Source organism: Bradyrhizobium sp. STM 3843 (genome assembly GCF_000239815.1).
GTDB lineage: Bacteria > Pseudomonadota > Alphaproteobacteria > Rhizobiales > Xanthobacteraceae > Bradyrhizobium.
The window spans coordinates 1-24,371 of sequence record NZ_CAFK01000342.1 but is presented as its reverse complement, the minus strand read 5'-3'; the positions used below and the strand labels follow the sequence as shown (position 1 = coordinate 24,371).

Annotated in this window: 20 protein-coding genes and 1 pseudogene; 13 read left to right on the top strand and 8 right to left on the bottom strand. The window is 63.4% G+C overall.

Features of this window, described 5'->3' with window-relative positions:
- Positions 1–314 precede the first annotated feature (314 nt).
- A pseudogene (locus tag BRAS3843_RS37620) lies at positions 315–518 on the bottom strand (hypothetical protein); the annotation flags it as partial.
- Positions 519–672: 154 nt separating this feature from the next.
- On the opposite strand from BRAS3843_RS37620, the gene BRAS3843_RS37615 reads away from it, so the two are divergent.
- The 5 genes from BRAS3843_RS37615 to BRAS3843_RS37595 all read left to right on the top strand — a co-directional run bounded on the left by BRAS3843_RS37615 (position 673) and on the right by BRAS3843_RS37595 (position 5,457).
- Positions 673–1,029 (top strand): hypothetical protein, encoded by a 357-nt coding sequence (locus BRAS3843_RS37615; protein WP_035984121.1) that lies wholly within the window; start codon positions 673–675, stop codon positions 1,027–1,029.
- Positions 1,030–1,125: 96 nt separating this feature from the next.
- On the top strand, positions 1,126–1,965 hold the full coding sequence (locus BRAS3843_RS37610) for an AraC family transcriptional regulator (RefSeq protein WP_008974539.1): 840 nt from the start codon (positions 1,126–1,128) through the stop codon (positions 1,963–1,965).
- Between the two features lie 164 nt (positions 1,966–2,129).
- Positions 2,130–3,056, top strand: coding sequence for an SMP-30/gluconolactonase/LRE family protein (locus BRAS3843_RS37605; protein WP_008974538.1), 927 nt, complete (start codon positions 2,130–2,132; stop codon positions 3,054–3,056).
- A gap of 127 nt (positions 3,057–3,183) precedes the next feature.
- Positions 3,184–3,777, top strand: coding sequence for a GNAT family protein (locus BRAS3843_RS37600; protein WP_008974537.1), 594 nt, complete (start codon positions 3,184–3,186; stop codon positions 3,775–3,777).
- A 60-nt stretch (positions 3,778–3,837) separates the two neighbouring features.
- Positions 3,838–5,457 carry a GMC family oxidoreductase N-terminal domain-containing protein gene (locus BRAS3843_RS37595; protein ID WP_008974536.1) on the top strand — a complete coding sequence of 540 codons (1,620 nt, stop codon included), beginning with the start codon at positions 3,838–3,840 and terminating at the stop codon, positions 5,455–5,457.
- 50 nt (positions 5,458–5,507) lie between these two features.
- Here the strand turns inward: BRAS3843_RS37595 and BRAS3843_RS37590 are convergent, their stop codons facing one another.
- Entirely contained in the window at positions 5,508–7,190 is a 1,683-nt protein-coding gene (locus BRAS3843_RS37590) for a PAS domain-containing methyl-accepting chemotaxis protein (protein ID WP_008974535.1), read from the bottom strand.
- Positions 7,191–7,534: 344 nt separating this feature from the next.
- Here BRAS3843_RS37590 and BRAS3843_RS37585 point away from each other — a divergent pair, with 344 nt between their 5' ends.
- Positions 7,535–8,611 carry a helix-turn-helix transcriptional regulator gene (locus BRAS3843_RS37585; protein ID WP_008974534.1) on the top strand — a complete coding sequence of 359 codons (1,077 nt, stop codon included), beginning with the start codon at positions 7,535–7,537 and terminating at the stop codon, positions 8,609–8,611.
- A 255-nt stretch (positions 8,612–8,866) separates the two neighbouring features.
- Complete coding sequence (locus BRAS3843_RS37580) at positions 8,867–10,993, top strand: phospholipase C, phosphocholine-specific (protein WP_008974533.1); 2,127 nt, start codon at positions 8,867–8,869, stop codon at positions 10,991–10,993.
- 105 nt (positions 10,994–11,098) lie between these two features.
- Here the strand turns inward: BRAS3843_RS37580 and BRAS3843_RS37575 are convergent, their stop codons facing one another.
- Positions 11,099–12,691, bottom strand: a complete 1,593-nt coding sequence (locus tag BRAS3843_RS37575; protein WP_008974532.1) for an ATP-binding protein — start codon at positions 12,689–12,691, stop codon at positions 11,099–11,101.
- Positions 12,692–12,811: 120 nt separating this feature from the next.
- On the bottom strand, positions 12,812–14,323 hold the full coding sequence (locus BRAS3843_RS37570) for an ATP-binding protein (protein ID WP_008974531.1): 1,512 nt from the start codon (positions 14,321–14,323) through the stop codon (positions 12,812–12,814).
- Between the two features lie 284 nt (positions 14,324–14,607).
- On the opposite strand from BRAS3843_RS37570, the gene BRAS3843_RS37565 reads away from it, so the two are divergent.
- From BRAS3843_RS37565 to BRAS3843_RS37555, 3 genes are read left to right on the top strand one after another with little or no spacing between them, the layout of a single operon-like run.
- Positions 14,608–15,432, top strand: coding sequence for a sulfurtransferase/chromate resistance protein (locus BRAS3843_RS37565; RefSeq protein ID WP_008974530.1), 825 nt, complete (start codon positions 14,608–14,610; stop codon positions 15,430–15,432).
- Positions 15,429–16,820 (top strand): chromate efflux transporter, encoded by a 1,392-nt coding sequence (gene chrA / locus BRAS3843_RS37560; protein WP_008974529.1) that lies wholly within the window; start codon positions 15,429–15,431, stop codon positions 16,818–16,820. The genes BRAS3843_RS37565 and chrA overlap by 4 nt, the downstream gene beginning before the upstream one ends.
- Before the next feature lie 44 nt (positions 16,821–16,864).
- The gene (locus BRAS3843_RS37555) at positions 16,865–17,746 is read left to right on the top strand and encodes a DUF1259 domain-containing protein (RefSeq protein WP_139025093.1); all 882 of its coding nucleotides are present in this window, start codon (positions 16,865–16,867) and stop codon (positions 17,744–17,746) included.
- Between the two features lie 106 nt (positions 17,747–17,852).
- Here BRAS3843_RS37555 and BRAS3843_RS37550 read toward each other — a convergent pair whose 3' ends face one another.
- Both BRAS3843_RS37550 and BRAS3843_RS37545 read right to left on the bottom strand, forming a co-directional pair.
- A complete protein-coding gene (locus tag BRAS3843_RS37550; RefSeq protein ID WP_035984124.1) occupies positions 17,853–18,830 on the bottom strand; it encodes an ABC transporter substrate-binding protein in 978 nt (325 codons plus the stop codon).
- Positions 18,831–18,979: 149 nt separating this feature from the next.
- Positions 18,980–20,725 (bottom strand): adenylate/guanylate cyclase domain-containing protein, encoded by a 1,746-nt coding sequence (locus tag BRAS3843_RS37545; protein ID WP_008974526.1) that lies wholly within the window; start codon positions 20,723–20,725, stop codon positions 18,980–18,982.
- A gap of 187 nt (positions 20,726–20,912) precedes the next feature.
- Between BRAS3843_RS37545 and BRAS3843_RS42630 the strand changes: the two genes are divergently transcribed.
- Positions 20,913–21,107 carry a hypothetical protein gene (locus BRAS3843_RS42630; protein WP_035984119.1) on the top strand — a complete coding sequence of 65 codons (195 nt, stop codon included), beginning with the start codon at positions 20,913–20,915 and terminating at the stop codon, positions 21,105–21,107.
- 287 nt (positions 21,108–21,394) lie between these two features.
- Here the strand turns inward: BRAS3843_RS42630 and BRAS3843_RS37535 are convergent, their stop codons facing one another.
- Positions 21,395–21,895 (bottom strand): DUF1269 domain-containing protein, encoded by a 501-nt coding sequence (locus BRAS3843_RS37535; protein WP_008974524.1) that lies wholly within the window; start codon positions 21,893–21,895, stop codon positions 21,395–21,397.
- A gap of 700 nt (positions 21,896–22,595) precedes the next feature.
- Positions 22,596–22,922: a hypothetical protein gene (locus BRAS3843_RS41780; protein ID WP_175361189.1), complete on the bottom strand. Its 327-nt coding sequence runs from the start codon at positions 22,920–22,922 to the stop codon at positions 22,596–22,598.
- Between the two features lie 206 nt (positions 22,923–23,128).
- On the opposite strand from BRAS3843_RS41780, the gene BRAS3843_RS37525 reads away from it, so the two are divergent.
- Together BRAS3843_RS37525 and BRAS3843_RS37520 are read left to right on the top strand one after the other, a co-directional pair.
- Positions 23,129–23,434, top strand: a complete 306-nt coding sequence (locus tag BRAS3843_RS37525; RefSeq protein WP_008974522.1) for an autorepressor SdpR family transcription factor — start codon at positions 23,129–23,131, stop codon at positions 23,432–23,434.
- Positions 23,431–24,120: a hypothetical protein gene (locus tag BRAS3843_RS37520; RefSeq protein WP_008974521.1), complete on the top strand. Its 690-nt coding sequence runs from the start codon at positions 23,431–23,433 to the stop codon at positions 24,118–24,120. Before BRAS3843_RS37525 ends, BRAS3843_RS37520 begins: the two co-directional genes overlap by 4 nt.
- Positions 24,121–24,371: the final 251 nt, after the last annotated feature.

Genomic DNA, 24,371 nt, shown 5'->3' with positions numbered 1-24,371 from the left:
TGGTATGATTGGCGCGCTGCTAGAGCATGATCCGGAAAAGTGCGAAGCGGTTTTCCCTCGTGACAAACGCGGAACGCGTTTGCGCGGAGATCATGCTCAAACAATAACCTAAAGCGCGATGGCGGTTCATCCCAATCTCATCGCGCTTTAGGCCTATCCCGTTGTGATGCCCAACCTGCGTTCAAAACCATATTTTCGGCAAGACCGTCCCCGAGCGACGCTCAGGGACGCGGATTCAATCAATAGGATGATGCGCGAGCGGATGCGAACGTGCCGTTGGTGCGCTCCGACCGCCCATGGCGCGAATCAAAGCCCATGCGCGGAAAGCGCCAGGCGACCACAGTCGCCTCCAGCATGCCGCCGGATTCCTGATTGTGCCATTTGCCGTCGACATAGAGGCATGGAAACGGCAGTTGGTAAGTGCCACTATGATCCTCGCATAGCACTTCGACCGCTTGTCCCGGCGGCGGTTCGCCGCTGCCATCGAATTGCGCCAGCCGTTTTTCGCGCGTAGCCATTCTGTGCATCTCCCTCGAAACGGGTCCCAGCGCTCACAACCTCAATGCGTGATTGAGGTCTGAGTATGGTAGCATCAGGACAAGGTGCTAGTTCCACGCAAATTCATGTGTGGGGCGGCGGGATGAGGAAATTGTGATGAGATCGATTCTTGGAATGTTTTCGCTGTGTTTCTGCCTTGCTTTGGCGACGGGAACGGCGGCGCTGGCGCAGGACGTTCCAGGTCTTGAGATCTGCACCGCCGAGAAGGCGATGGACCGTCGCACGTCCTGCTTGCAGAGCAACGTTGAGTTCCTGCAGAAGACGATCACCAAGCTCTCACTCGACCATCAGCAGAAGATCGATGCCGCCAACCGTCAGGTCCAGGTGCTGAAGGCTGCGCTCGCAGCACAGCAAGGCACGATCGAGGAACTCAAATCGGCACAGGCGAAGCTTCTCGATGAGTTGAAGAAGAAAGCCGACGCACCGGCAGCGAAGGACGCGGCGCCGGCCGCGAAAGACGGCGGGAAATAGCGGTTCCGTTGTGCTGAAACGTTAGGAGAGCGCAACGGCGATCAAGTCCCGGATTCGAAGATCGCGGATGATCGCGCCGTTTCGAAAGGAGGGCCGTTGTCCGGCAGTCCAGCCCAGAAGGCGCTCTGGTTCATCGAGAGCCATTTGTCGGCGCCGCTCGCACTCGACGACATCGCCGCTGTCGCCGGCGTGTCGCGCTTCCATCTGGTGCGCGCATTTGCGGCCGCGATGGGCGTCTCGGTGATGCGTTACGTGCGGCTGCGTCGCCTGAGCGAGGCGGCGCGCGCTCTGGCCGGCGGCGCGCCCGATATTCTCACCTTGGCGCTGGAGGCGGATTACGGCTCCCACGAAGCGTTCACCCGCGCGTTCCGCGACCAGTTCGGCGTCACGCCGGAGATGGTCCGCATGAAGGCGCGCCTTGGTGGCCTCAACCTTCTGGAGCCGATCACCATGGACTCAACTCCGCTCGCCAATCTGGCCCCGCCTCGTATCATCAGCATCAAGCCGCTGCTCGTCGCCGGCGTCGGCGACCGCTTCAGCCACGACAATGCCGCTGGCATTCCCGCTCTCTGGCAGCGGTTTCATCAGACGGTCGACGCCATCCCGGGCCGCGTCGGCGGCGACGCCTACGGCGTCTGCTGCAACGGCGACGATGCCGGCAATTTCGACTATATCGCCGGCGTCGAGGTCACCGACTTCTCCGATCTGCCGCGCGACTTCAGCAAGGTTCGCATTCCCGCGGCGACCTTCGCGGTGTTCGCCCATCCCGAGCATGTCTCCACCATTCGCCGCACCATGAGCACGATCTGGAATCACTGGCTGCCAGCGTCCGGATACAAGGTTGCCGACGCGCCGATTTTCGAGCGTTACGGTGCGCGCTTCGATCCCGAAACCGGCAATGGTGGTTTCGAGATCTGGGTGCCGGTGATCGAATAGGACCGCTTGCGCCAGCCTGCTGCAACGCAGCCCTGCAGCGCGGCCGAGGCTCGCTTGCTTGGCAAGCAGGCGTCGCTTTGCCATAACGACGTCAGCAAAAAAACGTTTGCAGGCGATCGAAATCCGGCGTTCGCCTGTGCCGACAAGAGCGGGAGGACGTCCGAATGGCCAATCTGCGTGTGCTTGCCACCGATCTGGAATTTCCGGAAGGGCCGGTGGCGATGCCGGACGGCTCGGTCGTGCTGGTCGAAATCCGTGGCCGCCGGCTGACCCGGGTCTGGCCCGACGGCCGCAAGGAGGTGGTCGCGCAGATTCCCGGCGGCCCGAATGGCGCAGCGCTCGGGCCGGACGGCAAGATCTACATCTGCAACAATGGCGGCTTCTCCTGGATTCCGACGGGCAAGATGATCATGCCCGGCGCGCAGCCCGAGGACTATCTCGGCGGCTCGATCCAGCGCGTCGATCTGCAGAGCGGCGCGGTAGAAACCGTGGTCAGCCGCTGCGGCGAGCATGCGCTGCGCGGGCCGAACGACCTGGTGTTCGACCGTCACGGCGGCTTGTGGTTCTCCGACCTCGGCAAGCGCCGCGCGCGCGACATGGATGTCGGCGCGTTCTACTACCTCAAGCCCGGCATGACCGAGATCGTCGAGGGCGGCCACGGCATGCTGCCGGCCAACGGCATCGGCCTGTCGCCGGACGAGAAGACGCTCTACATCGCGGAGACGCCGACGGCGCGGCTCTGGGCCTATGAGCTCTCCGAGCCCGGCACGGTGAGGCCGCGCGAGGTGATCTATCGCGGCGAGCGCGGCAAGCCGATTGCCGGTCTCGGCGGCTACCAGATGTTCGATTCGCTTGCGGTGGAGGCGAACGGAAATGTTTGTGTTGCGACCTTGGTCAGTGGCTGCATCAGCGTGATCGCGCCGGATGGCACGGTCGTCGAGCAGGTTCCGACCGGCGACCGCGTCACCACCAACATCGCTTTCGGCGGGCCGGACCTGAAGACGGCCTATATCACGCTGTCCGGCAAAGGCGAGCTGGTGGCGATGGACTGGCCCCGGCCGGGATTGCCGCTGAACTTTTTGAACAAATAGTGCAATAGATGATCTCATGGTGAGGAGCGCCGCAGGCGCGTCTCGAACCATGGCCCCCGCTGTTGGCCTCATCCTTCGAGACGCATCGCTGCGCGATGTTCCTCAGGATGAGGGGAGGAAGACGAAATTGGCATTTCTTGAACCGATCACCCTCCGCGGTCCGCACGCGCGCCTCGAGCCGCTGTCACCGACGCACCACGACGCGCTTGTGGACGCGGTGAACGACGGCGAGCTGTGGAAGCTCTGGTACACCTCGGTGCCGGCGCCGGAGTGCATGACCACGGAGATCGAGCGACGGCTCGGTCTGCAGGCGGCGGGCACGATGCTGCCGTTCACGGTGTTCGATGCCGAGGGACGGGTCGTCGGGATGACCACTTACATGCACGTCGACGCCGCCAACCGGCGGGTCGAGATCGGCGGGACCTGGTATGCAATGGGCGTGCAGCGCAGCGCGCTCAATACGCAGTGCAAAAGGCTGCTGCTTGCCCACGCGTTCGAAACGCTCGCCTGCATCGCGGTCGAGTTCCGCACCCATTTCTTCAACCACCAGAGCCGACGGGCGATCGAACGGCTCGGCGCCAAGCAGGACGGGATCTTGCGCAGCCACCAGATTGCGCCGAACGGAACGCTGCGTGATACAGTGGTTTATAGCATCATCGCGTCCGAATGGCCGACCGTGAGAGCCCATCTCGACTATCAGCTGCATGACAAGACGCGTTGATGGTGCGATGCGCGCCGCGTGATGGCACATGCGGCTGGACGAACGAGTGAAAAGATCAAGATGGATACATTCGACTATGTGATCGTCGGCGCAGGATCAGCCGGCTGCGTGCTCGCCAACCGTCTGAGTGAGGATCCGTCGGTAACGGTCTGCGTGCTGGAGGCGGGGCCGCGCGACTGGCATCCCTACATCCACCTGCCGGCCGGCTTCATCAAGACCTTCTACATGAAGAGCATCAATTGGGGCTATCAGCAGGAGCCGGGCCCTTATACCGGCGGGCGCAGCATCTATGCGCCGCGCGGCAAGACGCTCGGCGGCTCCTCCTCGATCAACGGCCACATCTACAATCGCGGCCAGCGCCAGGACTTCGACACCTGGGCGCAAATGGGCAATCGCGGCTGGAGCTATGCGGACATCCTGCCTTACTTCAAGCGCATGGAGAAGCGGATCGGCCTCGGCGACGAGGCTTATCGCGGCCGCGACGGCAGCCTCACCGTCACCACGATGGAGTGGAAGGACACGCTGTGTGAAGCCTTCATGGATGGCGCGATCAGCCTCGGCATTCCGCGCAATCCTGATTACAACGGCGCGATCCAGGAGGGCGTCTCCTACGTCCAGCGCACCATCCAGAACGGCCGCCGCGTCTCGTCGGCGACCGCGTTCCTGCGGCCCGCGAGCCGGCGCCCGAATGTCGAGATCCGCACCAACGCACATGCCACCGGCGTGATCCTCGACGGCAAGCGTGCCGTCGGCGTGCGCTACAGCCGCGGCGGACGCGGCGGCGTGCCGATGGAGGTGCGCGCGCGCAAGGAGGTCATCCTCTCCGGAGGCGCTTACAACTCGCCGCAGCTGCTGCAGCTCTCCGGGATCGGCGCGCCGGATCTGTTGCGTGAGCACGGCATCGAGGTGCGCCATGCCTTGAACAGCGTCGGTGAGGGCCTTCAGGATCACTATGCGCCGCGCACGGTGGCACGGGTCAAGAACATCAAGACCATCAACGAGCTCGCGCGCGGCGTCAATCTGTGGGGCGAGGCGCTGAAATGGGCGGTGACGCGGCGCGGCATCCTGTCGCTGTCGCCGACCATGGTCTATTGCTTCTGGCACTCCGGCGAGACCGCGGAGAGCTCCGACCTGCAGCTCACCTTTACGCCGGCGAGCTACAAGGAGGGCGTGCAGGGCCAGCTGGAGGATGAGCCGGGCATGACGGTTGCCTCCTGGCAGCAGCGCCCGGAGAGCCGCGGCTATCTGCGGCTGCGCTCGGCCGACCCGTTCGCTCCGCCCGTGATCCAGACCAACTATCTCACCGCCGAGCTTGACCGCCGCGTGGTCGTCGCCGGCATGAAGCTGGCGCGGCGGCTGCTCGCGTCAGCACCGCTCGCGCCGTACTACGCCTATGAGGATTTCCCGGGACCGAAGGTCTCCAGGGATGATGAGCTCCTGGCTGCCGCCACGGAGCGAGGGACCACGACCTTCCATCCCGGCTGCACCTGCCGGATGGGACCGGCCGACAGCACCTGGGCCGTGGTCGACGATCATTTGCGCGTGCATGGCCTCGAGGGCCTGCGCGTGGTCGACGCTTCGGTGATGCCACGCATGATCTCGGCCAACCTCAACGCCTCGACGCTGATGATCGCCGACAAGGCCGGCGATCTGATCAGGGGGACGAGCGCCGCTGCCTAGATCGGCGCATCGAGCATGCCTCACCCGGACAGCGTACGCCGCTGCCCTCCTTACGCGTTGGCGCGGGCGGCGATCGCCTGGGCTTCCGCTGCCGCCCTTTGCATGCTGGACGACATCTCGCTGGTGACGGTGCTCTGCTCCTCCACCGCGGCCGCGGTCGAGGTGACGTATTCGCTGACGTTCTGGATCTCGAGCTTGATGGCGTTCAGCGCGTTCACGACCTCGCTCGAAATCCCCGTCAGCCCGCCGATCTCCGAGCCGATCTTGTCGGTGGCCGCCTTGGCCTGATTGGCGAGGTTCTTGACCTCCGAGGCCACGACGGCGAAGCCGCGCCCCGCGTCGCCGGCGCGGGCCGATTCGATCGTGGCATTCAAGGCCAGCAGATTGATCTGTCCGGTGATGTCGCTGATGATCTCGACGATGCCGCTCATCGCCTGCGCGGCATCGCTGAGGCGCTTGGCCTGCGAATCCGCTGAGGCGACGCGTTCCACCGCGCCGATCGCGGTTTCGCGCGATTTCGTCATGGCTTCCGAAATCTCGCGGACGGAAGTGTTCAGTTCTTCGGCGCCGGCCGCGACCGATTCCATCATGCTGCGGACGCGCTCATTGCCCATCCGGACCAGCACCTGCTTGGTGACGTCGCTGGCATATTTGACGACCTTGAACGGCTTGCCGTTGAGATCGAGGATGGGGTTGTAGGAAGCCTGAATCCAGACCTCGCGCCCGCCTTTGCCGATGCGCTTATACTCGTTGGCCTGGTACTCGCCCCGATTTAGCGCGGCCCAGAACTCGCGATACTCCCCGCTGTCGCGCTCGGTCGCATCGACGAACATCGAGTGATGTTTGCCCTTGATCTCCGAAAGTGTGTAGCCAAGCGCGTGAAGGAAATTGTCGTTGGCGGTGATGATGGTGCCGTCGAGATTGAACTCGATCACCGCCTGCGACTTGCTGATCGCGGCGATCTGGCCGGCGAGGTCGGCATTCCGAAGCTTCTGCGCGGTGACGTCAGTTGCGAACTTGACGACCTTGAACGGTTTGCCGTTCTCGTCGAAGATCGGATTGTAGGAGGCTTGGATCCATACTTCCTTACCACCCTTGCCGATGCGCTTGTATTCGGCAGCCTGGTATTCGCCACGGTTCAGCGCCGCCCAGAACTCGCGATAGCCCGCGCCGTCGCGCTCGCGCGGCTCGACGAACATGCTGTGATGTTTGCCCTGGATCTCCGGCAAGGTGTAGCCCAACGCCTTCAGGAAGTTGTCGTTGGCAGTGACGATGGTACCGTCGAGATTGAATTCGATCACCGCCTGCGACCTGCCGATCGCGGAGACCTGGGCCGCATAATCCAGATTCTGCAGCCTGATGCTGGCGTCGGACCACTCGACCACGGTGCCGGCGCGGGTTCCATCCGGGTACTTGAGCGGTGTGGCGACCAGGTCGAACACCCATGGGCCGATCTTGATCGTCGCGCGGTGTTCCGCATTGAGAGTCTGCAACATGCGCCGTTGGCGAGACGGATCCTTGTGGAAAGAATCGATGTTGGTGCCGATCAGCTTGTCGACGCTGAAGCTCGGCAGCTGCTTCTGCAGATCGCGCTCGGCCTCGCGCAACATCGCCTTCACCGCCTCGTTCATGTAGACGATGTTGAGCTTGTCGTCTGCGACCATGACCTTGGCGCTAATCGCGCTCGCGGCCAGGGAGGCCATCGTCTCACTTTGGTTCTTGCGGCCGAACATAAATATCTCCAATCGGTCGAGCTCGAAAATACCGGCAGGCCGAGGCGATCCGCATCTTTGAGATGTCGCGTCTCGTGACGACGAGTTAGAGGTGCGGGCTACGGCTCGATGCGCGTTTCGAACTCCCAAGAATCTCCGGGAAATCCCGGGGTTATTTAAATCTATCAAACTCTTAGTAAGATTTAGTTAGGCGGTTTTCTGCAGCGCTGTTCGAATTCTGCAAGAGTTCCGGCGTTGGTGATCCACCGCTCGTTCCGTCGCGTTCGCTTTGCCTTAGATCAAGATTTGAGTGTTGGTGCGGGCTAGCTTGCGCCCGGTTCCAAACGCGCTTTCAATACTCGGGCATGCCAGAGAAAGATCTTGCCGAAATCATCCAGATGCCGAGGCTGTTCCTCGACAGTTTAGGGGTCGGTATTGCCGTCGTGGATGCCGAAGGCGGCCGGCTTCGCTTTGCGAATGCGGAATACTGCCGCATCGTCGGTTACACGCTGGAGCAGCTGATCATCGATCGGATCGACTTTTTCGAGTTCACGCATCCCGATGACCGGGAGCGCAACCGGCTCCAGCATGAGCGGCTGCTCGCCGGTGAAATCGATCAGTACCAACTCGACAAGCGTTACGTTCGGCAGGATGGCAGCGTGGTCTGGGCCCATGTGATCGTCAATCCGATACGGGACGGCGAGGGGAGACTGCGATGGTATTGCGCCGTCGTCGAAGACATCACGGCGACGAAGATCTTGGAAGGGCAGCTTGCGGCGGCCGAAAAACTGGCGGGCCTCACGACATTCAATATCGTGGTTGAAACCGACGGTCGGTCTTCAGGTAGTCCCGCGAGCTCAGTGCCATCCCTGAGCGACATGATGCGCCGCGTCCACCCTGACGACAGGGACGCGCTGGAGAAGGTGATACGTCGGGCCATCGTGAAGCGGGCCGGCTACACGCAGGAATACCGGACGATCGACGACAGCGGCGGCTTTCGTTGGGTCCGCGGCATGGGGACCTGTGTCGACAGCTCATCCGAAGGACGGACCCATCTCGTAGGCTCGACCATCGACATCACCGAAACGAGGACCGGCCGGGACGGGGACACGCCCGAGCCGATTCGCAAGATTCTGGGCCACATCGAGCGGCACTGGAACCAGAAGATCTCGATCGAACAGCTCGCCGCGCAGTACGGCATCAGCCCCCGAGCGGTCTATCAGTATTTTTCCGCCCACGGGGTCTCATTGGGCGAGAAGATCAAGCAGAACCGCATGCAGCATGCGCGCCGCATGCTCTGCAATCCCGACCCGGGCGATACCGTGACTTCGATCGCGCTGAAGTGCGGGTTCAACAATTCCGGCCATTTCGCCAAAGAGTATCGGAAGATGTTCGGCGAGACGCCCTCGGAAACGCTGCGACCCCTGCCTCGGCTGCAATAGCGGAGACTGCTGCTCGGCACTTGGCTGGTCCGCTGGTGCTGGAGGTTCTTCGGCATGGACCGCTCCACGCGATCGCGTGAGCAATCCGGCGGCTCCATCGTCTTCGGCTGAATCTTCGGCTGACCCATGCTCGCTCCTCTCGCTGCGGTAGAGCAGACTGCGACATCAACCAGCCACACATCTTTAATGCTGCGGTCACGTGGCTGTTACCGCGCGCCCCTATTCGACGCGACGCATCACTTGGGGAGTGAATAGATGTCGAATGACATGCGTCATGATCGTCGCGAATTTCTGCGCCTGCTCGGCGCGTCCGCTGCCACCGCTGCGCTGACCCAGAGCATCGAGCGTGCGCACGCGATTCCGGCCTTCAACCGTCAGGGCACGATCGAGGACGTCAAGCACATCGTGGTTCTCATGCAGGAGAATCGCGCGTTCGATCATTATTTCGGCAGCATGCGCGGTGTGCGGGGCTTCAATGACCCGCGCGCGGTCAAGCTGCCCAACGGCAATCCGGTCTGGCAGCAGCCGAACGGCAACACCAGCGTGATGCCGTTCCGGGTCGACAACGCGGCCAACGTCTATGTCGAAGACGTGGCGCATGGCTGGAACGACGGCCAGAAGGCCTGGAACAACGGCAAATATGACCAGTGGATCCCGAACAAGGGGACCACGACCATGACCCATATGAACCGTCAGGATCTGACCTGGCACTATGCGCTGGCCGACGCCTTCACCGTCTGCGACGCCTATTTCTGCTCGGTGATGGGGCCGACCGATCCGAACCGCTACTACATGTGGACCGGCTGGGACGGCAATGACGGCAAGAATGGCGGCCCGGTCATCACCAATGCGGAAGCCGGCTACGACTGGTCGACCTTCCCTGAACTGTTGGAAAAGGCCGGCATCTCCTGGAAGATCTATCAGGACATCGGCACCGGGCTGACCGCGGACGGCTCGTGGGGCTGGACTTCGAATCCGTGGATCGGCAATTTCGGCGACAACTCGCTGCTCTATTTCCACCAGTATCAGAACTCGCAGCCGGGCAGCCCGCTCTATGAGAAGGCGCTGCGCGGCACCAATATCGCCAAGGGCGGCAGCTTCGAGAACCTGTTCGACCTTTTGCGCAATGACGTCAGGAACGGCACGCTGCCGCAGGTGTCGTGGATCGCGGCGCCGGAAGCGTTCAGCGAGCATCCGAACTGGCTGCCCGGTCCCGGTGCCTGGTACATTTCGAAGGTGCTGGACATCCTGACCTCGAATCCGGAGCTCTGGAGTAAGACCGTCCTGCTGATCAACTACGACGAGGGCGGCGGCTTCTTCGATCACGTGGTCGGTCCCTATCCGGCGCCGTCGAAGGCATATGGCCAGTCGACCGTCGACACCAGCACCGATCTGTTCGCCGGTGACGGCAGCCATGTCGCGGGTCCGTACGGCCTCGGCGTCCGCGTGCCGATGCTGGTGGTCTCGCCCTGGTCGCGCGGCGGCTTTGTCTGCTCGGAAGTGTTCGACCACACCTCGGTGATCCGCTTCATCGAGAAGCGTTTCCACCGCACCGCGCCCGGCCTGTTCGAGAAGAACGTCCCGGCCTGGCGGCGCGCGGTCTGCGGCGACCTGACCTCCGCCTTCAACTTCCGTTCGCCGAACGAAGGCCTGGCGCCGCTGCCGCCGACGGTTGCGCCGCCCGCAAGCGATATCACGTCCGGCATCCGCTACGACAACTACCACCCGGTGCCGCCGGCCCAGCCGGCGATGCCGGTGCAGGAGCAGGGTGTCCGCCCGGCGCGTCCGCTGCCCTACAATCTGAGCGTCGACGGCTCGGCCGATCCTGCGCAGAAGAGGTTCGCGATCCGCTTCGCCAATCCCGGCGATGCCGGGGTCTGCTTCCATGTCCGCTCGGGCAACAGCATGCTGGGTCCGTGGAGCTACACGGTCGAATCCGAGAAGTCGCTGAACGACGTCTGGGATCTCGCCGCCACCGCCGGGCAGTACGATCTGTCGGTGTATGGGCCGAACGGCTTCTTCCGCGGCTTCAAGGGCGGCGGCATCGCGGCCAATGTCGCCAATGTCGACATCTCTTCGATGGACTTCTCCAACGAGGGGTCGGGCAACGACGTGTACGGTCTCGGGCTCGTCATGACCAACAAGGGCGCGATCTGCACCGTGACGCTGGTCGACAACTACACCGGACAGAGCCAAAAGCACCGGCTGCGCCATGGCGAGACGTTCCAGACCATGATCCATGTGCAGCACAATCAAGGCTGGTACGACCTGGCGGTCACCGCCGATACCGACCCGGGCTTCAAATGGCAGCTCGCCGGTCACGTCGAGAACGGCTGCGCCACCACCAGCGATCCCGCGATGGGCAAGATCGCGTCGACCTGATCGGCCAGCCTGTTCCCGGCAAAGTCCCCTGACACCGACGCCCGGGAGCACTCCCGGGCGTTTCGCTTTGATCAGGCGCGAAGCCGTGCCGGCTTGCGGCAAGAATCACGACGCCAGGGCGATCCGAATCATCCTGGCGAGATCGGACGTCAGATACGGTTTGGCCAGCAGCAGAACGCCGGCATCAAGCCGGCCATGGTGCACGATCGCGTTCTCTGTGTAACCTGACGTGTACAGGACCTTGAGCTCCGGACGCCGCTTCAACGCCTCGGTGGCGAGCTGCCGGCCGTTCATGCCGCCGGGCATGATCACATCGGTGAACAGGAGGTCGATGCGTTCGGGGCTGCCGATGATCGAAAGCGCCTCGCCGGCATTGCGGGCGGCAAGCGTTCGATAGCCGAGACGGCCGACTTGCGCCACCACATATTCGCGCACCAGCGCGTCGTCCTCCACGATCAGGATCGATTCATTGCCGCGTTCGACCTCTGTTTTCCGCACCTCGTCGACCGTCGCTTCCGCCGGCCCGGAGGCCAGGGGCAGATAGAGCCTGATCGTGGTGCCGTGGCCCTCTTCGCTGTAGATCTTGACGTGCCCGTTCGATTGCTTGGCGAAGCCGTAGACCATGCTGAGTCCAAGGCCTGACCCCCGTCCAATCTCCTTGGTGGTGAAGAACGGCTCGAACACCTTGTCGAGCATATGGCTGGGGATGCCTTCTCCGCTGTCGCTCACCGCGATCATGATGTAGTTGCCCGGCATGACGTCGTTGTTCAGGCGGGCATAGTCCGCGTCGAGCGTGGCGGGTTTGGTCTCCAGCGTCAGCTTGCCGCCGTGAGGCATCGCGTCGCGTGCATTCAGCGCGAGGTTCAGGATCGCCGTCGAGAGCTGGCTGGCATCGACCAGGGCCGGCGCAATGTCGGGTGCGAGCATCGACTCGATCTCGATCTGTTCGCCCAGGGTCGGCCGCAGCAGTCGCGCCGCCTCGATCACCAGCTTGTTGACGTCCGTGGCGCGCGGCTGCAGCGGCTGGCGCCGGGCGAACGCCAGCAGATGCTGGGTCAGGTCGGCGCCGCGGGTCGCCGCCGCGCTGATCATCTTCGTCACCTGGACGAGTTGCGGCTGGTCCTTGACGGCCTCCGCGAGGATTTCGATGGTGCCTGTGATCACCGTGAGGATGTTGTTGAAATCGTGCGCAACGCCGCCCGTGAGCTGACCGATGGCCTCCATCTTCTGGGCCTGGCGGAGCCTGGCCTCATTGGCTTCGATCTCCTGGAAGCGCGCGACCATGGCCTCGGCCTCGCGGCGCTGTTTGATTTCCTCTTCCAGCCGGTCATAGGCCTTCTGCAGCTGGATGCGCGTGGGCAGCACGAGAAGGCGGGGCAGCATCTTGAACATGGCGATGGTGACCGCGATCGACATCAGCGCCAGACATGTGTCGAAAGCGCTAGCGATGATCGGCGTCGGCACCCAGAGATCGAGGATCGCCAGCAGGCGGGCCACGCCGCTGGCCGCGGAAAAGGCCGCAAAGCCGCCGATCACGCCGCGAAACATGACGTCGCGCTGGCGCCGCCACACAAACGAGCCGATCACGAACGCAATGGAGAAGAAGGCGACCGCGATGATCGCACCGGACACGGTATTCAGCCAGAGCAACTGCGGCGTCCATGACAGGTCCGCGCCTTGTGGCATGGGTATCGGCATATCGCGACGATCTCCAAGAGGCAGGCAACCAAAGGGCGCGATGCCACGAGGCCGATCATTCAGGTTTTCGGCATCGGCGCAAGCGCAGTCGTCTCCAGCTCCGCTCACGCGCAGGGCATCTCAAGGCGCCGGGCTGCAGCCTTGCTCCGCGGCCACCTCGTCCGCATTCGGGTCACCCGGAGCGGTGGCCCAGGCGAGTTCGACCAAGGTCACGATCCGCCGGCCGGCGCCGTCAAGCTGGCAGACGATCAGGCCCTGGTCTTCCATGTAGGTCAGCAGGCGCTGGGCACGGCGCAGCGAGTGCGAGCCATAAGCCCGCGCAATCGCGGCGTCGCTCGGGCACGGCCAGCCTTCCTTGGCAGCGCGCGCGACCATCATGAACACGCCCTGCATATCCTCCGGCAGCAGCGACGCGCGCAGCGACACGTCCTGCCACGCATCATCTTCCCCCAGGTCGGCGCCGAGGCCGGCGCGGGCCCGCGCCAGCATGCGGCGGAAGTCGCTCAGCTCCGGGACATCGGTGCCGAGGCCCTCGATGCGGCAGCGGACCACGAACTCCTGATAGAGCACGCCGACCGCGCGGAAGCCGGCGTCGGGCTCGGCGAGCAAGGCGACCAGGACGCGGTCGACACGCGCGCGCCGCTCGGCAAGCTCCTCGGCGCTGACAGGCTGTTCGACCGGTTCTGGCGCAGCTTCCAGCGCGGCCGATTTCGCCGCCATCAGCTGCTCGAGCAGATCAGGCGCCGGCGTCCGGCGCTGCGGCCGGTTGGTCTCGGGCGGGGGCGCCGCCAGAATGACGGCGCGCGCGTCTTCCAGCGTCGCTTCCGGCAGCGGCAACAGGCGCGGCGTCGCATTGCGCGGCCTGGTTTCGGTCACGCCGATGCGCAGGCCCAGCGGCCGGCGGGAGAGGGCAGGGCCGAGCGCCATGAAGTGGCCGCGCTCGAGGTCGCGAAAGGCCTCGGCCTGCCGCCGCTCCATCCCCAAGAGATCGGCGGCGCGCGCCATATCGATGTCGAGGAAGGTGCGGCCCATCAGGAAATTGGAGGCTTCTGCCGCGACGTTCTTGGCGAGCTTCGCCAAACGTTGCGTGGCGATCACGCCGGCCAGCCCGCGCTTGCGGCCGCGGCACATCAGGTTGGTCATCGCCGACAGCGATGCTTTGCGCGCCTCGTCTGAGACTTCGCCGGCGACCGCCGGCGCGAACAGCTGCGCCTCATCCACCACCACCAGCATCGGGTACCAATGGTCGCGCGCGACGTCGAACAGCCCGTTCAGGAACGCGGCGGCACGCCGCATCTGGTTCTCGGCATCGAGCCCCTCGAGATTGAGCACGGTGGAGACACGATGGATGCGCGCGCGCGCGCCGGCGACCTCGAGCCCGCGCTCGGTATGCTCCTCGGCATCGATCACGAGATGGCCGAACCGCTCGGCGAGCGTGACGAAGTCGCCCTCCGGATCGATGATCGTCTGCTGCACCCAGGGCGCGCTCTGCTCCAGAAGCCGCCGCAGCAGGTGCGATTTGCCGGAGCCCGAATTGCCCTGCACCAGCAGGCGCGTTGCCAGCAGCTCCTCGAGGTCGACTGACGCAGGCGCGCCTGCCATCGTCTGCCCCATCTCGATCGCTACCGTCATGTGCCCCGACTCAAAGAACCAGCGTTCCGGAGAGAGGCGGTTATCAAGCCCGGCGCGCCGCGTCGAGCGGCGATGGATCATTGTCCCATGTTCCACATGCAGTGTGGATGCATCCGTCGATCAGGGGCTCGCACGGAACCGGATTTTCTCAACAAACCGTCATGATCGCCGACCGGATTGACAGTGAGGGTCGAAAGCGGTTTGATCGCGCATACGGGGATTGCGATCTCCCCGCGAGGCGACATGCCCAAGTATCGCGTCCTGATTCTTCGAAAGGGCGCAGCATGTCTACATCCTACACCTCGATTTCCTCAGAAAAACTGTCCCGGCTCATTGGCACCTCCAATGTGCCGACGCTCGTCGATGTTCGCACCGACGAGGATTTCGCCGCGCATCCGCGGCTGATTCCGGGTGCGAGCCGGCGCTCGCACCTCGACGTGCAGGAGTGGGGCAAAAGCCTCACGGGCCAGTCCGTCGTCGTCATCTGCCAGAAGGGCGAAAAACTCGCCGAGGGCACGGCCGCATGGCTCCGCTGTCAGGGCGTCCCTGCTGAGAGCCTCGAAGGCGGCCACCTCGGCTGGGTCCAAGCCGAATATCCGACCGTCCCGGTCGACAAAATTCCCAAACGCGACGGACGCGGCCGCACCGTCTGGGTCACGCGCGCGCGACCGAAGATCGATCGCATCGCATGCCCCTGGCTGATCCGGCGGTTCGTCGATCCCGCCGCGGTGTTCCTGTTCGTGACGTCGTCCGAGGTCGAAGCCGTGGCCGAGCGCTTCGGCGCGACCGCGTTCGACATCGAGAACGTGTTCTGGAGCCATCGCGGCGAGGCCTGCACCTTCGATGTCATGGTCCGGGAATTCGGCCTGTCGACGACGCCAGGGCTGGATCGGCTGGCCACCATGGTGCGCGCGGCGGACACCGCGCGGCTCGATCTATGTCCGGAAGCGCCGGGCCTGCTCGCCGCTTCGCTCGGGCTGTCGCGGATGTTCGACGATGATCTAGAGCAGCTCGACGCCGGCATGCTGCTCTATGACGCGTTCTATCGCTGGTGCAGGGACGCGACCAAGGAGACGCACAACTGGCCGACCAACAAGGTGAAGCCATGACCGACGTCACGGCAAGCCAGAAGGTCGCGGCGCAGGGCCAGGCCCACGGCATCTCCTTCACCGAGGCGCTCGTGGTCTGGATCCGCGTCGCGATCCTCAGCTTCGGCGGGCCGGCCGGGCAGATCGCGGTGATGCATCGGATCCTGGTCGAGGAGAAGAACTGGATCTCGGAGGGGCGCTTCCTGCACGCGCTCAACTACTGCATGCTGCTGCCCGGCCCGGAAGCGCAGCAGCTTGCGACCTATATTGGCTGGCTGCTGCATCGGACCGCTGGCGGCATCGTGGCGGGCGGGCTGTTCATCCTGCCCGGCATCTTCGCGATCATGGGCTTGAGCTACATCTACGCGGCCTATGGCAATGTCGGCCTGGTCGAAGCGCTGTTCTTCGGCCTGAAGGCGGCCGTGCTCGCCATCGTCATCCAGGCGGTGGTGCGCGTGGGCAGGCGGGCGCTGCGCAATCCGGTGATGATTGGAATCGCGGCGGCGGCGTTCGTCGCGATCTTCTTCTTCGGTGCGCCGTTCCCCGTGATCATCATCGGAGCTGCGGCCATCGGCTTCGTCGGCGCCCGGCTCGGCCGGCCGGAATTCGCCGCGATCGAGCATGGCGGCAAGAGCTCGGCTGCGATCGACAGCATGCTCGGCGAGGCCGTGCCCGATCACGTCAGGCCGAATTCGGCGCGCGCGCTGCGCACCGGCCTCGTGTGGCTCGCGCTCTGGCTGGTTCCGGTGTTCGCGCTCCTGATCGGCCTCGGGCCCAACGACGTGTTCAGCCAGATCGCGATCTTCTTCAGCAAGATGGCGCTGGTGACATTCGGCGGCGCCTACGCGGTTCTCGCCTATGTGGCGCAGCAGGCCGCCGAGTACTATCACTGGGTCCAGCCGCGCGAGATGCTCGACGGCTTGGGCATGGCCGAGACCACGCCCGGGCCGCTGATCATGGTGGTCCAGTTCGTGGGCTTCATGGCGGCGTTCCGCCAGGCGAGCGGACTGTCACCGATGCTTGCCGGTACGCTCGGTGGCCTGCTCGCGACCTGGGTGACCTTCACGCCCTGTTTCCTCTGGATCTTCGTCGGCGCGCCCTACATCGAAGCCCTGCGCGGCAACAAGGCGCTCGCCGGCGCGCTATCGGCGATCACGGCCGCGGTCGTCGGCGTGATCCTCAACCTGTCGATCTGGTTCGCGCTGCATACGCTGTTCCGGCAGACCGTTCCGGTGCAGGGCTTCGGCCTCGCGTTCGATGCGCCGGTGCCAGCAAGTATCGACCTGCCGGCGCTCCTGCTTTCGGTCGCGGCCGCGGTCGCGATCTTCCGCTTCAATGCGGGGATGCTCGTTGTCCTCGCGGCGTCTTGCATCACCGGCGTCCTGCTCCGCGTGGCGGGCGTCATCTGACGAGAGGGGGCGATCAACAGACAGGAGTTGAGATCATGACGACAATGAGAATGATCGCCGCTGTGGCGGCTGCTGTGCTTGTGCCGAGCCTCGCCGCCGCCCAGTCGATCGATTGGAAGAAGGTGGATGCGGCGCTCGGCAAGACCGCCAGCGTCAGCGGCGAGGTCCATCGTTACGGTCTGCCGCGGTCAGATCTGCATGTCACCCTGGACGGCGTGCCGATCAAGCCGTCGCTCGCGCTCGGTGGCTGGGTCGCCTTCGCGCCGATGCATGGTGAAGCGATGGTGATGGGGGACCTGGTTCTGCTCGATACCGAGACCACGCCGGTCATGACCAAGCTCCTGAACAGTGGTTTGGAGATCACCGCCATCCACAACCACCTGCTGCGGGCGCAGCCCGCCACGTTCTACATGCATGTCGCCGGCCACGGCGATCCCGAGAAGATGGCGGCCGCGATCCACGAGGCGCTGTCGACCGGGAGCAAGACGCCGTTCGAGCCGCCGGCCACCACGGCCAGCGCCGCACCGGCGCTTGATCTCGACACCGCAAAGCTCGACGAGATCATGCACGCCAAGGGCACGGCCACCGGCGGCGTCTATCAGTTCGGCATCCCGCGCCGCGACGCCGCGACGGACGGTGGCATGACAGTCACCGCGGCCATGGGCGGCGCCAACGGGATCAACTTTCAGCCGACCGGCAACGGCCATGCGGCGATCACCGGCGACTTCCTGGTGACGGGCGATGAGGTCAATCCGCTGATCCGCAGCCTGCGCGAGGGCGACATCGAGGTGACCGCGATCCACAGCCACATGCTGGACGAACAGCCACGCATGTTCTTCATCCATTTCTGGGCCAATGACGATGCGCTGAAGCTGGCGCGCGGCGTGCGTGCGGCACTCGACCGGACCGCCGTGGCACAGAACTGAGGGAAGCGGACATTGGCTGCAGACTCCATCCGCCGCTGAAATGCGGCGGATCTCTCATGGCCAAACCGTGGCGCGCGCGGCACGCCGAGCGCGCACCAGCCGCGTTCTACTCGATCACCTCGTCGGCGCTGCTGATGAGCGAAGGTGAAAGTTCGATGCCGAGGATCTTGGCGGCCTTCAGGTTGACGAAGAACTCGACTCTCGTGACCAGCTGGACTGGCAGATTGGAGGGCTTCTCGCCATGGAGGATCCGTCCGGCATAGACGCCGGTGCGACGATGCGACTGGACGAAATCACCTCCATAGCTCATCAGGCCTCCGGCGATGGGAAAGTCGCGAGATTGCGTGATTGCGGGTAAACGATATTGCTGAGCAAGCGCGGCAAGCTGTCCGCTCCTGAACGCAAAGTAGGGATCCGAGGTGAACACAAGTCCGGTCGGCGGCTTCTGGGCCGCGGCCGAGAATGCAGGCTCGAACTCTTGTTCGATGCTGGCATTCAGAATCTGCAGGTCGACCCCCAGGACTCCCGCGGCGGAATGAAGACTCTCCAATTGTGACTTGGCGGTTGGACTTGTCGGATTGGCAACGACCGCCAACGCCGTTGCCGCCGGCAGCAACTCGTGCATGAACTCCAGGCGTTTGCGCGAGACTTCCACGCTCAAGCTGGACACTCCGGTGATGTTCCCACCCGGTCGCGACAAGCTGTCGACCACGCCCAATTGGACCGGATCGCCGCCCATCTCAAAGACGATCGTCTTGCTCGTGGTGGAAGCTTTGGCCGCGAGCGCCACCGGAGCGCCGCCTGGCGCGACGATGATATCCACGTCACGAGCGACCAGACTTGCAGCCAAGTCCGGCAATCGCTTGTACTGCCCTTCCGCCCATCGATATTCGATTGCGACGTTCTTGCCTTCGATGTAGCCGGTCTCCCGGAGGCCATCGTGAAAGGCTTTGAGCCGGCTGGCGAACGGCACAGGCGACTCCGGACAAAGATAGCCGAGGACCGGGATCGATCTCTGCGCCCGTGCCGGATACGTCCAGGCTGCGGCAGCACCGAGCAAGGCAAGAACGTCTCGGCGCCCGATGCGGTCGAACATCGGCGCCCGGCGAGCGGCCTTGCAGCCAGCGCTGGCCATGGGTGCACCAACCGGCATCGCCTGATCGCCCATGAGCGCGGATCCTGCTGTTCACGTCGCGCCACATGCGTCGAGCGCCAGACATTGGTGCCATCAAGTCAATCGGCACACGCCTTCAACGGCGCATCGAACGCGATTCCAAAGACCGGTATGGCCTCATCATAGCCCTTAATCGGACGATCCCCCAATGCTTTCAGCGCACGCCTGTCCTTGACCGCTGCGGCAACTTCGCCGTTCATCAGGATTTCCCGGTCGGCCGCGGAGGCGCACAGGCGGGCCGCGAGATTCACGACACTGCCAATGGCCGTATAGTCGAACCGGCTTGCATATCCGATCCGCCCGACGGTTGCCGAGCCACTGGCAAGTCCCACACCGAAGCCGACCTCGTACCCCCGCTCTCGCCAGCAGCCGATGAGTTCCTGCACGCTCCTCTGCATCGCCACGGCCAGATCGACGGCGGTGAGCGCCGGCTCTTTGACGGGGACGGGCGCATTGACAAGAACCATCAAGCCGTCGCCCGAGAAGCTGATCAGCGTGGCTGCGAATGCCGCGATGACTTTGCCGAGCACCTCATAGTATTCCGAGAGGACGCTCATGACTTCCTCTGGCGCCACGCCCGCGGAGAACGAGGTGAATCCTCGCAAATCAGCGAACACGACCACCACCTCGGCGCGGCGCCCTTCCAAGACGCTGTCGTCACCGGTTCGGTCGACGAGATCGGCGACCTGCGGAGCAAGAAAGCGCTTGAGTCTGGCAATTCGCTCCTGATGCTCCCTGGCGAGAGCCAGTTGGGACGCCATCCTGTTGAAACTATCCGCCAGGCGCTGAAGCTCATCTCCCGTCTCGATCGTGATGCGATGGTCGAAGTGTCCGGCTCTGATCTTCTCAGTGCCTTCCTCGAGAAGCCGGATCGGGTTCGTCATCCGATCCGCCAGCCCATAGGCGAGCAGACCCGAGAACATGGTGCCGAGCAGAAGAAGCAGTGCGGTCCGCCACAAGGCTGCGTAGATCGGAGCGAAAGCTTCCGACAGCGGCTGCTGGACCACAACGGTCCAATCAGGACCTGCGACAGGAGCGCCAGCGGCGGCAATTGGGTCGCCCCGCAGGTCCCGGCCTCTTGCGAAACCCGTTCCGGCCCGCCCGATTGCATAGCGTATGGCTTGAAAGGGCTTGGACGTGGCTTCGTCCGCTCCGCGCAGGACGAGGCTGAGGTCCGGATGAGCAATCAGCCGGCCCGGCCGATCCAGCACGAAGGCGAAGCCGGCGTCTCCCACCTTGATGGCCGATATGACCTCCCAGATGAGCTTGAGGTTGACTTCAGCAACGACCACCCCGGCCGATGGCCTGTTCCCGGACATCGCAACGGTAAGGTAGGGCTCGGAACCCCGGTTATAGTTGACGTCACCAAACCAGATGCGGGCCGAGCGGGCGCCGACGACCGCGGGATCGGTGGATCGTTCCGCGCGACTGTCGACCCGATTGAGACCGACCCGCGAGATGTAGAGACGTTCTCGTCCGGCATGATCACACAGCGTAAGACTCGCGACGGCGGGTGCTTGGCGGAGCAGGCGCAACGCGTCAGTTCGCCGCAGCTCGTCGGGGCCGTCAGTCCAGGGCAGTTGAACCAGCCACCCAAGCTCGTTTGTGATCTCGTCGATGAAGCCATGGATCCTGGTCGCGGCTGACGTCGCCTGAAGTCCAAGCAGCTGGTCCAGCCGCGCGCGCTGATCGCGATAGCCGAACCAGGCCTCGATCACGCCATTGATCGCGAGCGGAACCGCCACCGCCATGAAGAGCACGAGCCAGTACTTCTGGAAGAGGCCGCGAAAACGTTGCCGGACCATGTCCGCACACCTCAGTCCGTCTCGGACGAGACAGACTAGATCGAGCTCAGGTCGGGTGGAAAGCTCCCCGTGCCGTCCTGCATGCGCCGTGCTGTGCCTGAAGAAATGCAGTCGGGGTGTGACCGCACCTTATTTTACCGGCACATCGCACTCATGTCGCGGAACAGCTCAAGCGGATCTCACGTCGATGGGCAGCGCGAATGTGATGATTTCATCCGACCGGCAACGGCAACGTCAGGATGACCGACGGCGTCCCGGTGACGGCGATGAGGTCAATCCGCCGATCCGCGCCTTGCGTGCAGGCGGCATCGAGGTCACCGTCATCCAGGCCATATGCTGGACGAGCAACCGCGATGGTCTTCATCCGTTTCTGGGCCGATGAGGATGCGTTGAAACTGGCGCGCGGCGTGCGTGCGGCGCCCGACAGGACCGGTGTGGCACAAAACTGAGCGGAGCCGCGACCGCCGAAGGCCGTGGCTAACAAATGTCCTTCGGTGAAATGTCCTCGGTTCTGACGTCCCTCAATAGGCACGTTGCGAGATGATACGGACGTCAGAACCAGAACACGCGATCGGCTTTGAATGCGAAGCTTCGATGAGTCCGTGTGATCAGGACCAACCGGAACTTCGCCGCCCTTGGGGCAGCCTTTGCTTGTAGGCGGCCTGATCTCTAGGCAGCCTTGGGTTGGGTTGCGGCTGCGAGGGTATCGCGCAGGTGCTGCTCCTTCTTTTCGTCGAGCGAGGTCTTCAGAACCGTCCCTCCCGCATCCTTGATTTCAGGGATGACCTTGTCGGCCGTCATGTTCTCGATCAGCAGGAACAGGACGGCATCTCCCGCTTTCACCTTCGATGCCAGATCCTTCATGAACTGGTCCCTGATGCCGAAGTCGGTCATCGCACCGCCCAGAGCGCCTGCGCCGGCGCCGAGCGCCACGCCGATCAGCGGATTCAGGAACACCATCCCGAACAGCAGCCCCCAAAAGCTGCCTCTCGCGGCCCCCGCCATCGTCGTGTTCACGAGCTGATTGAGCTTGACGGAGTCCTCGGTTTTGACGGCGATCACGGCATCGTTGATCGTGATCAGATACTCGCCCTGCAGCTTGAGGATCTTCTGCCGGACTTCTTCTGCTTTGGCTTCGGATGGGTACACAATCGCAACAAGATCTGACATGGAGCGCTCCTGTAACGGATTGATGGTCTGCCCCTCACCACGCGTGCCTAATACGCGCGGCGCGATTTTAACACGGACCCGGAACCCGCCGGACCGCGAGTGAGCGCCGCCTCATCACAATTGCGAGATGTGGTGGGATGCCTGTACAATCGAATGAGTGGGAATGGCTGCATGGGCCGTTGGCGAATGGCATAGCCGCCTCCCGACGCTGGCGGAATTTTGCGGCGCGTCCATTGCGCCGCATTCGCGCTGGCCCGAAAGCGTCATCGGAGGCGCTCATGCGTCGATTCAACAAGCGAGACATGCTGATATTCGTCGTATGTCTGCTGCTGGGCGTAGTCCTCATCGGGTGGGGGATGGCCCATGTGATTCAGCTCAAGCAGCGCCTGATGCCGAGCCCCCAGGCCAACGCCCTCATCAGACAAGGCGGTCGTTAGATCCCTGCTTTGCGCTTCGCATCCGGCTCAGTTCGGCTCGATCATCTCTCCCTGCCTTTAGCTTGCTCCTAGGAGCGCCGTGACGAACGCACGAGCCTTTGTTCGTCCAACTCCGTTTGTCCAGCGCCGAGGTCTTCCTGCACTGCGGAAGGCCAGGCTTGGGCTGGGTGGACGCTCGCGGCGGCTTGGAAAACGCGCTACAATCGAAACGTGAGGTCAAGTGAGCCCAATGAGGTCAAGTGAGAAGGAGGCTCGTCATGAAATCACACGCTGTCCCCTTCGAAAATCGCTGGACGAACGGCGAGCACGCCTGGCAGTGGCATCGCGAGCTTGAGCGGCTCGGCGTGCAAAATGTCAGGACGATGTTTTGTGAGCACGAAACGCATCATGGCGAGGAGCGCACAGTCGTCTTCGATATCCCTCCGGGATTTGTGCAAGACTGGCTCGCTTTCCATGACCGCAAGACCGCGCGTCAGCAGCTGATCTGGCGCGGCAGCATCGTTGCATTGGGCATGATCGCGGCCTCCGGCGCCGTGCTCGGCCTTATGAAATAGATGCGCCGAGTTGGCGGCGACAAAGACAATGGCCAACACTCTCCTTCGCATGTCTTCGATCTGCGAAAATGCTTCGCCAATTCCGTGGCTGACAACCACCCGATGTCATTTGAGCTCAGGGCTTGATCCAGACGAAGGCGCGCTAGCGTACGCGGTGTCTCGCGCCAGACGCCGGTGAATCGGCGGACCCCGTAGGGCGAAGCTGATTGACAATCGTTCCATAATTAGCTAAACAACTAAATATGAACCTCGTTTTCAAGGCGCTCTCCGATCCGACACGCCGCCGCATCCTGCAGCTGTTGAGGGACCGACCAATGACGGCAGGACAAATCGCCGAGCATTTCCATTGCGCCAAGCCGACGCTCTCTGCCCATTTCGCGGTGTTGCGCGAGGCGGACCTGGTCGAATCGGACAAAGTCGGAACGACCATCACTTACAGTTTGAAACTGTCGGTGCTTGAAGACGCGCTGCTTAGCTTTGCCGAGACCGTCGGAATCGGCGTTCGTTCCGGCGGAAAGCTCAAGCTCGCGACACGGAGGACCAAGTGATCGACCGGCGAACCGCCTTGATTTGCGGGACGCTCATCGCCCTGATGCTCGCCGGTGCGATGTTTTGGTTCATCGTTCCGAACGACTGGATCGTACAGGCGGTCCAACCCAGAGCGTCCCTGCCATCGCTATTCATCTTTCCAGCCTGCAGCGCTTTCGTCGTCGGTGTCCTCTACGGCCACGGCCGTGGCGAGCGAACAGACAGCGCGAGAAATGAACCTTGGCGCAAATGGGGAGCCACAGTTTCGATGAGCTATTGTATCGTCCTGCTGCTGGCACAGGCGCTCGTCATCATCACGAGGCTTGACCTTGGTATTCACTTGGAGCTTCGGGCCATCTATCGTGCCTTGTTTGTTGCGGTTGGCATCATCTTCCTTCTGGGAGTCAATCAGTTGCCGAAGCTTCCATACTTCGAACGCAGAGTGGCGCCCGGCGGCAACTTGGGCCCGGTATATGGGCCGAGGTTTATGCGAATCCAATCCAGGCTCATGTTTGTGTTTGGGATTGCGTTGATCGCATATTGGCTCGCGCTGCCACCACATCCGGGATGGCATCCGACTTTTTACGCTCTTGTTGCGACGATATGCCTTTTCGCCCAGGCCATCGCTTGGCGACGCCATCTCAGTCGCAAATGGAATCTTCAGCAGCCAGGATCCCGTGGACCCACGCCGGGGACGCCTGGTTGAGTGCGCGCACCTGAGGGCTCCCTTGGAGCTCTGGTTTGGTGCCAACTGACGCCGTGCTTCGCCGCGTTTGCGCGAGACGGGTGTCGAAGGAACGTCTCTTAATGGCGACGCTCGCAAAGCACGAAAAGTGTTCGGCGAGGCCTGCGCCAAACCACGAAGTTTGCCAGCAATTTCAACGCGACTCGGCCAGTCCAGTCCTCCCGTCAAAAATATTTCTGTTTCGTATTTTCGGAAATTGTGTTTGTCTAACG

Excerpts from the sequence above, each read along its gene's own strand:
- BRAS3843_RS37575 (WP_008974532.1), bottom strand. The coding sequence starts at position 12,691 with ATGCCGATACCCATGCCACAAGGCGCGGACCTGTCATGGACGCCGCAG.
- chrA (WP_008974529.1), top strand. The coding sequence starts at position 15,429 with ATGACCGACGTCACGGCAAGCCAGAAGGTCGCGGCGCAGGGCCAGGCC.
- BRAS3843_RS37595 (WP_008974536.1), top strand. The coding sequence starts at position 3,838 with ATGGATACATTCGACTATGTGATCGTCGGCGCAGGATCAGCCGGCTGC.
- BRAS3843_RS37580 (WP_008974533.1), top strand. The coding sequence starts at position 8,867 with ATGTCGAATGACATGCGTCATGATCGTCGCGAATTTCTGCGCCTGCTC.
- BRAS3843_RS37545 (WP_008974526.1), bottom strand. The coding sequence starts at position 20,725 with ATGGTCCGGCAACGTTTTCGCGGCCTCTTCCAGAAGTACTGGCTCGTG.
- BRAS3843_RS37585 (WP_008974534.1), top strand. The coding sequence starts at position 7,535 with ATGCCAGAGAAAGATCTTGCCGAAATCATCCAGATGCCGAGGCTGTTC.
- BRAS3843_RS37535 (WP_008974524.1), bottom strand. The coding sequence starts at position 21,895 with ATGTCAGATCTTGTTGCGATTGTGTACCCATCCGAAGCCAAAGCAGAA.
- BRAS3843_RS42630 (WP_035984119.1), top strand. The coding sequence starts at position 20,913 with ATGGGCAGCGCGAATGTGATGATTTCATCCGACCGGCAACGGCAACGT.
- BRAS3843_RS37525 (WP_008974522.1), top strand. The coding sequence starts at position 23,129 with ATGAACCTCGTTTTCAAGGCGCTCTCCGATCCGACACGCCGCCGCATC.
- BRAS3843_RS37555 (WP_139025093.1), top strand. The coding sequence starts at position 16,865 with ATGAGAATGATCGCCGCTGTGGCGGCTGCTGTGCTTGTGCCGAGCCTC.
- BRAS3843_RS37570 (WP_008974531.1), bottom strand. The coding sequence starts at position 14,323 with ATGACGGTAGCGATCGAGATGGGGCAGACGATGGCAGGCGCGCCTGCG.
- BRAS3843_RS37565 (WP_008974530.1), top strand. The coding sequence starts at position 14,608 with ATGTCTACATCCTACACCTCGATTTCCTCAGAAAAACTGTCCCGGCTC.
- BRAS3843_RS37605 (WP_008974538.1), top strand. The coding sequence starts at position 2,130 with ATGGCCAATCTGCGTGTGCTTGCCACCGATCTGGAATTTCCGGAAGGG.
- BRAS3843_RS37615 (WP_035984121.1), top strand. The coding sequence starts at position 673 with ATGTTTTCGCTGTGTTTCTGCCTTGCTTTGGCGACGGGAACGGCGGCG.
- BRAS3843_RS37590 (WP_008974535.1), bottom strand. The coding sequence starts at position 7,190 with ATGTTCGGCCGCAAGAACCAAAGTGAGACGATGGCCTCCCTGGCCGCG.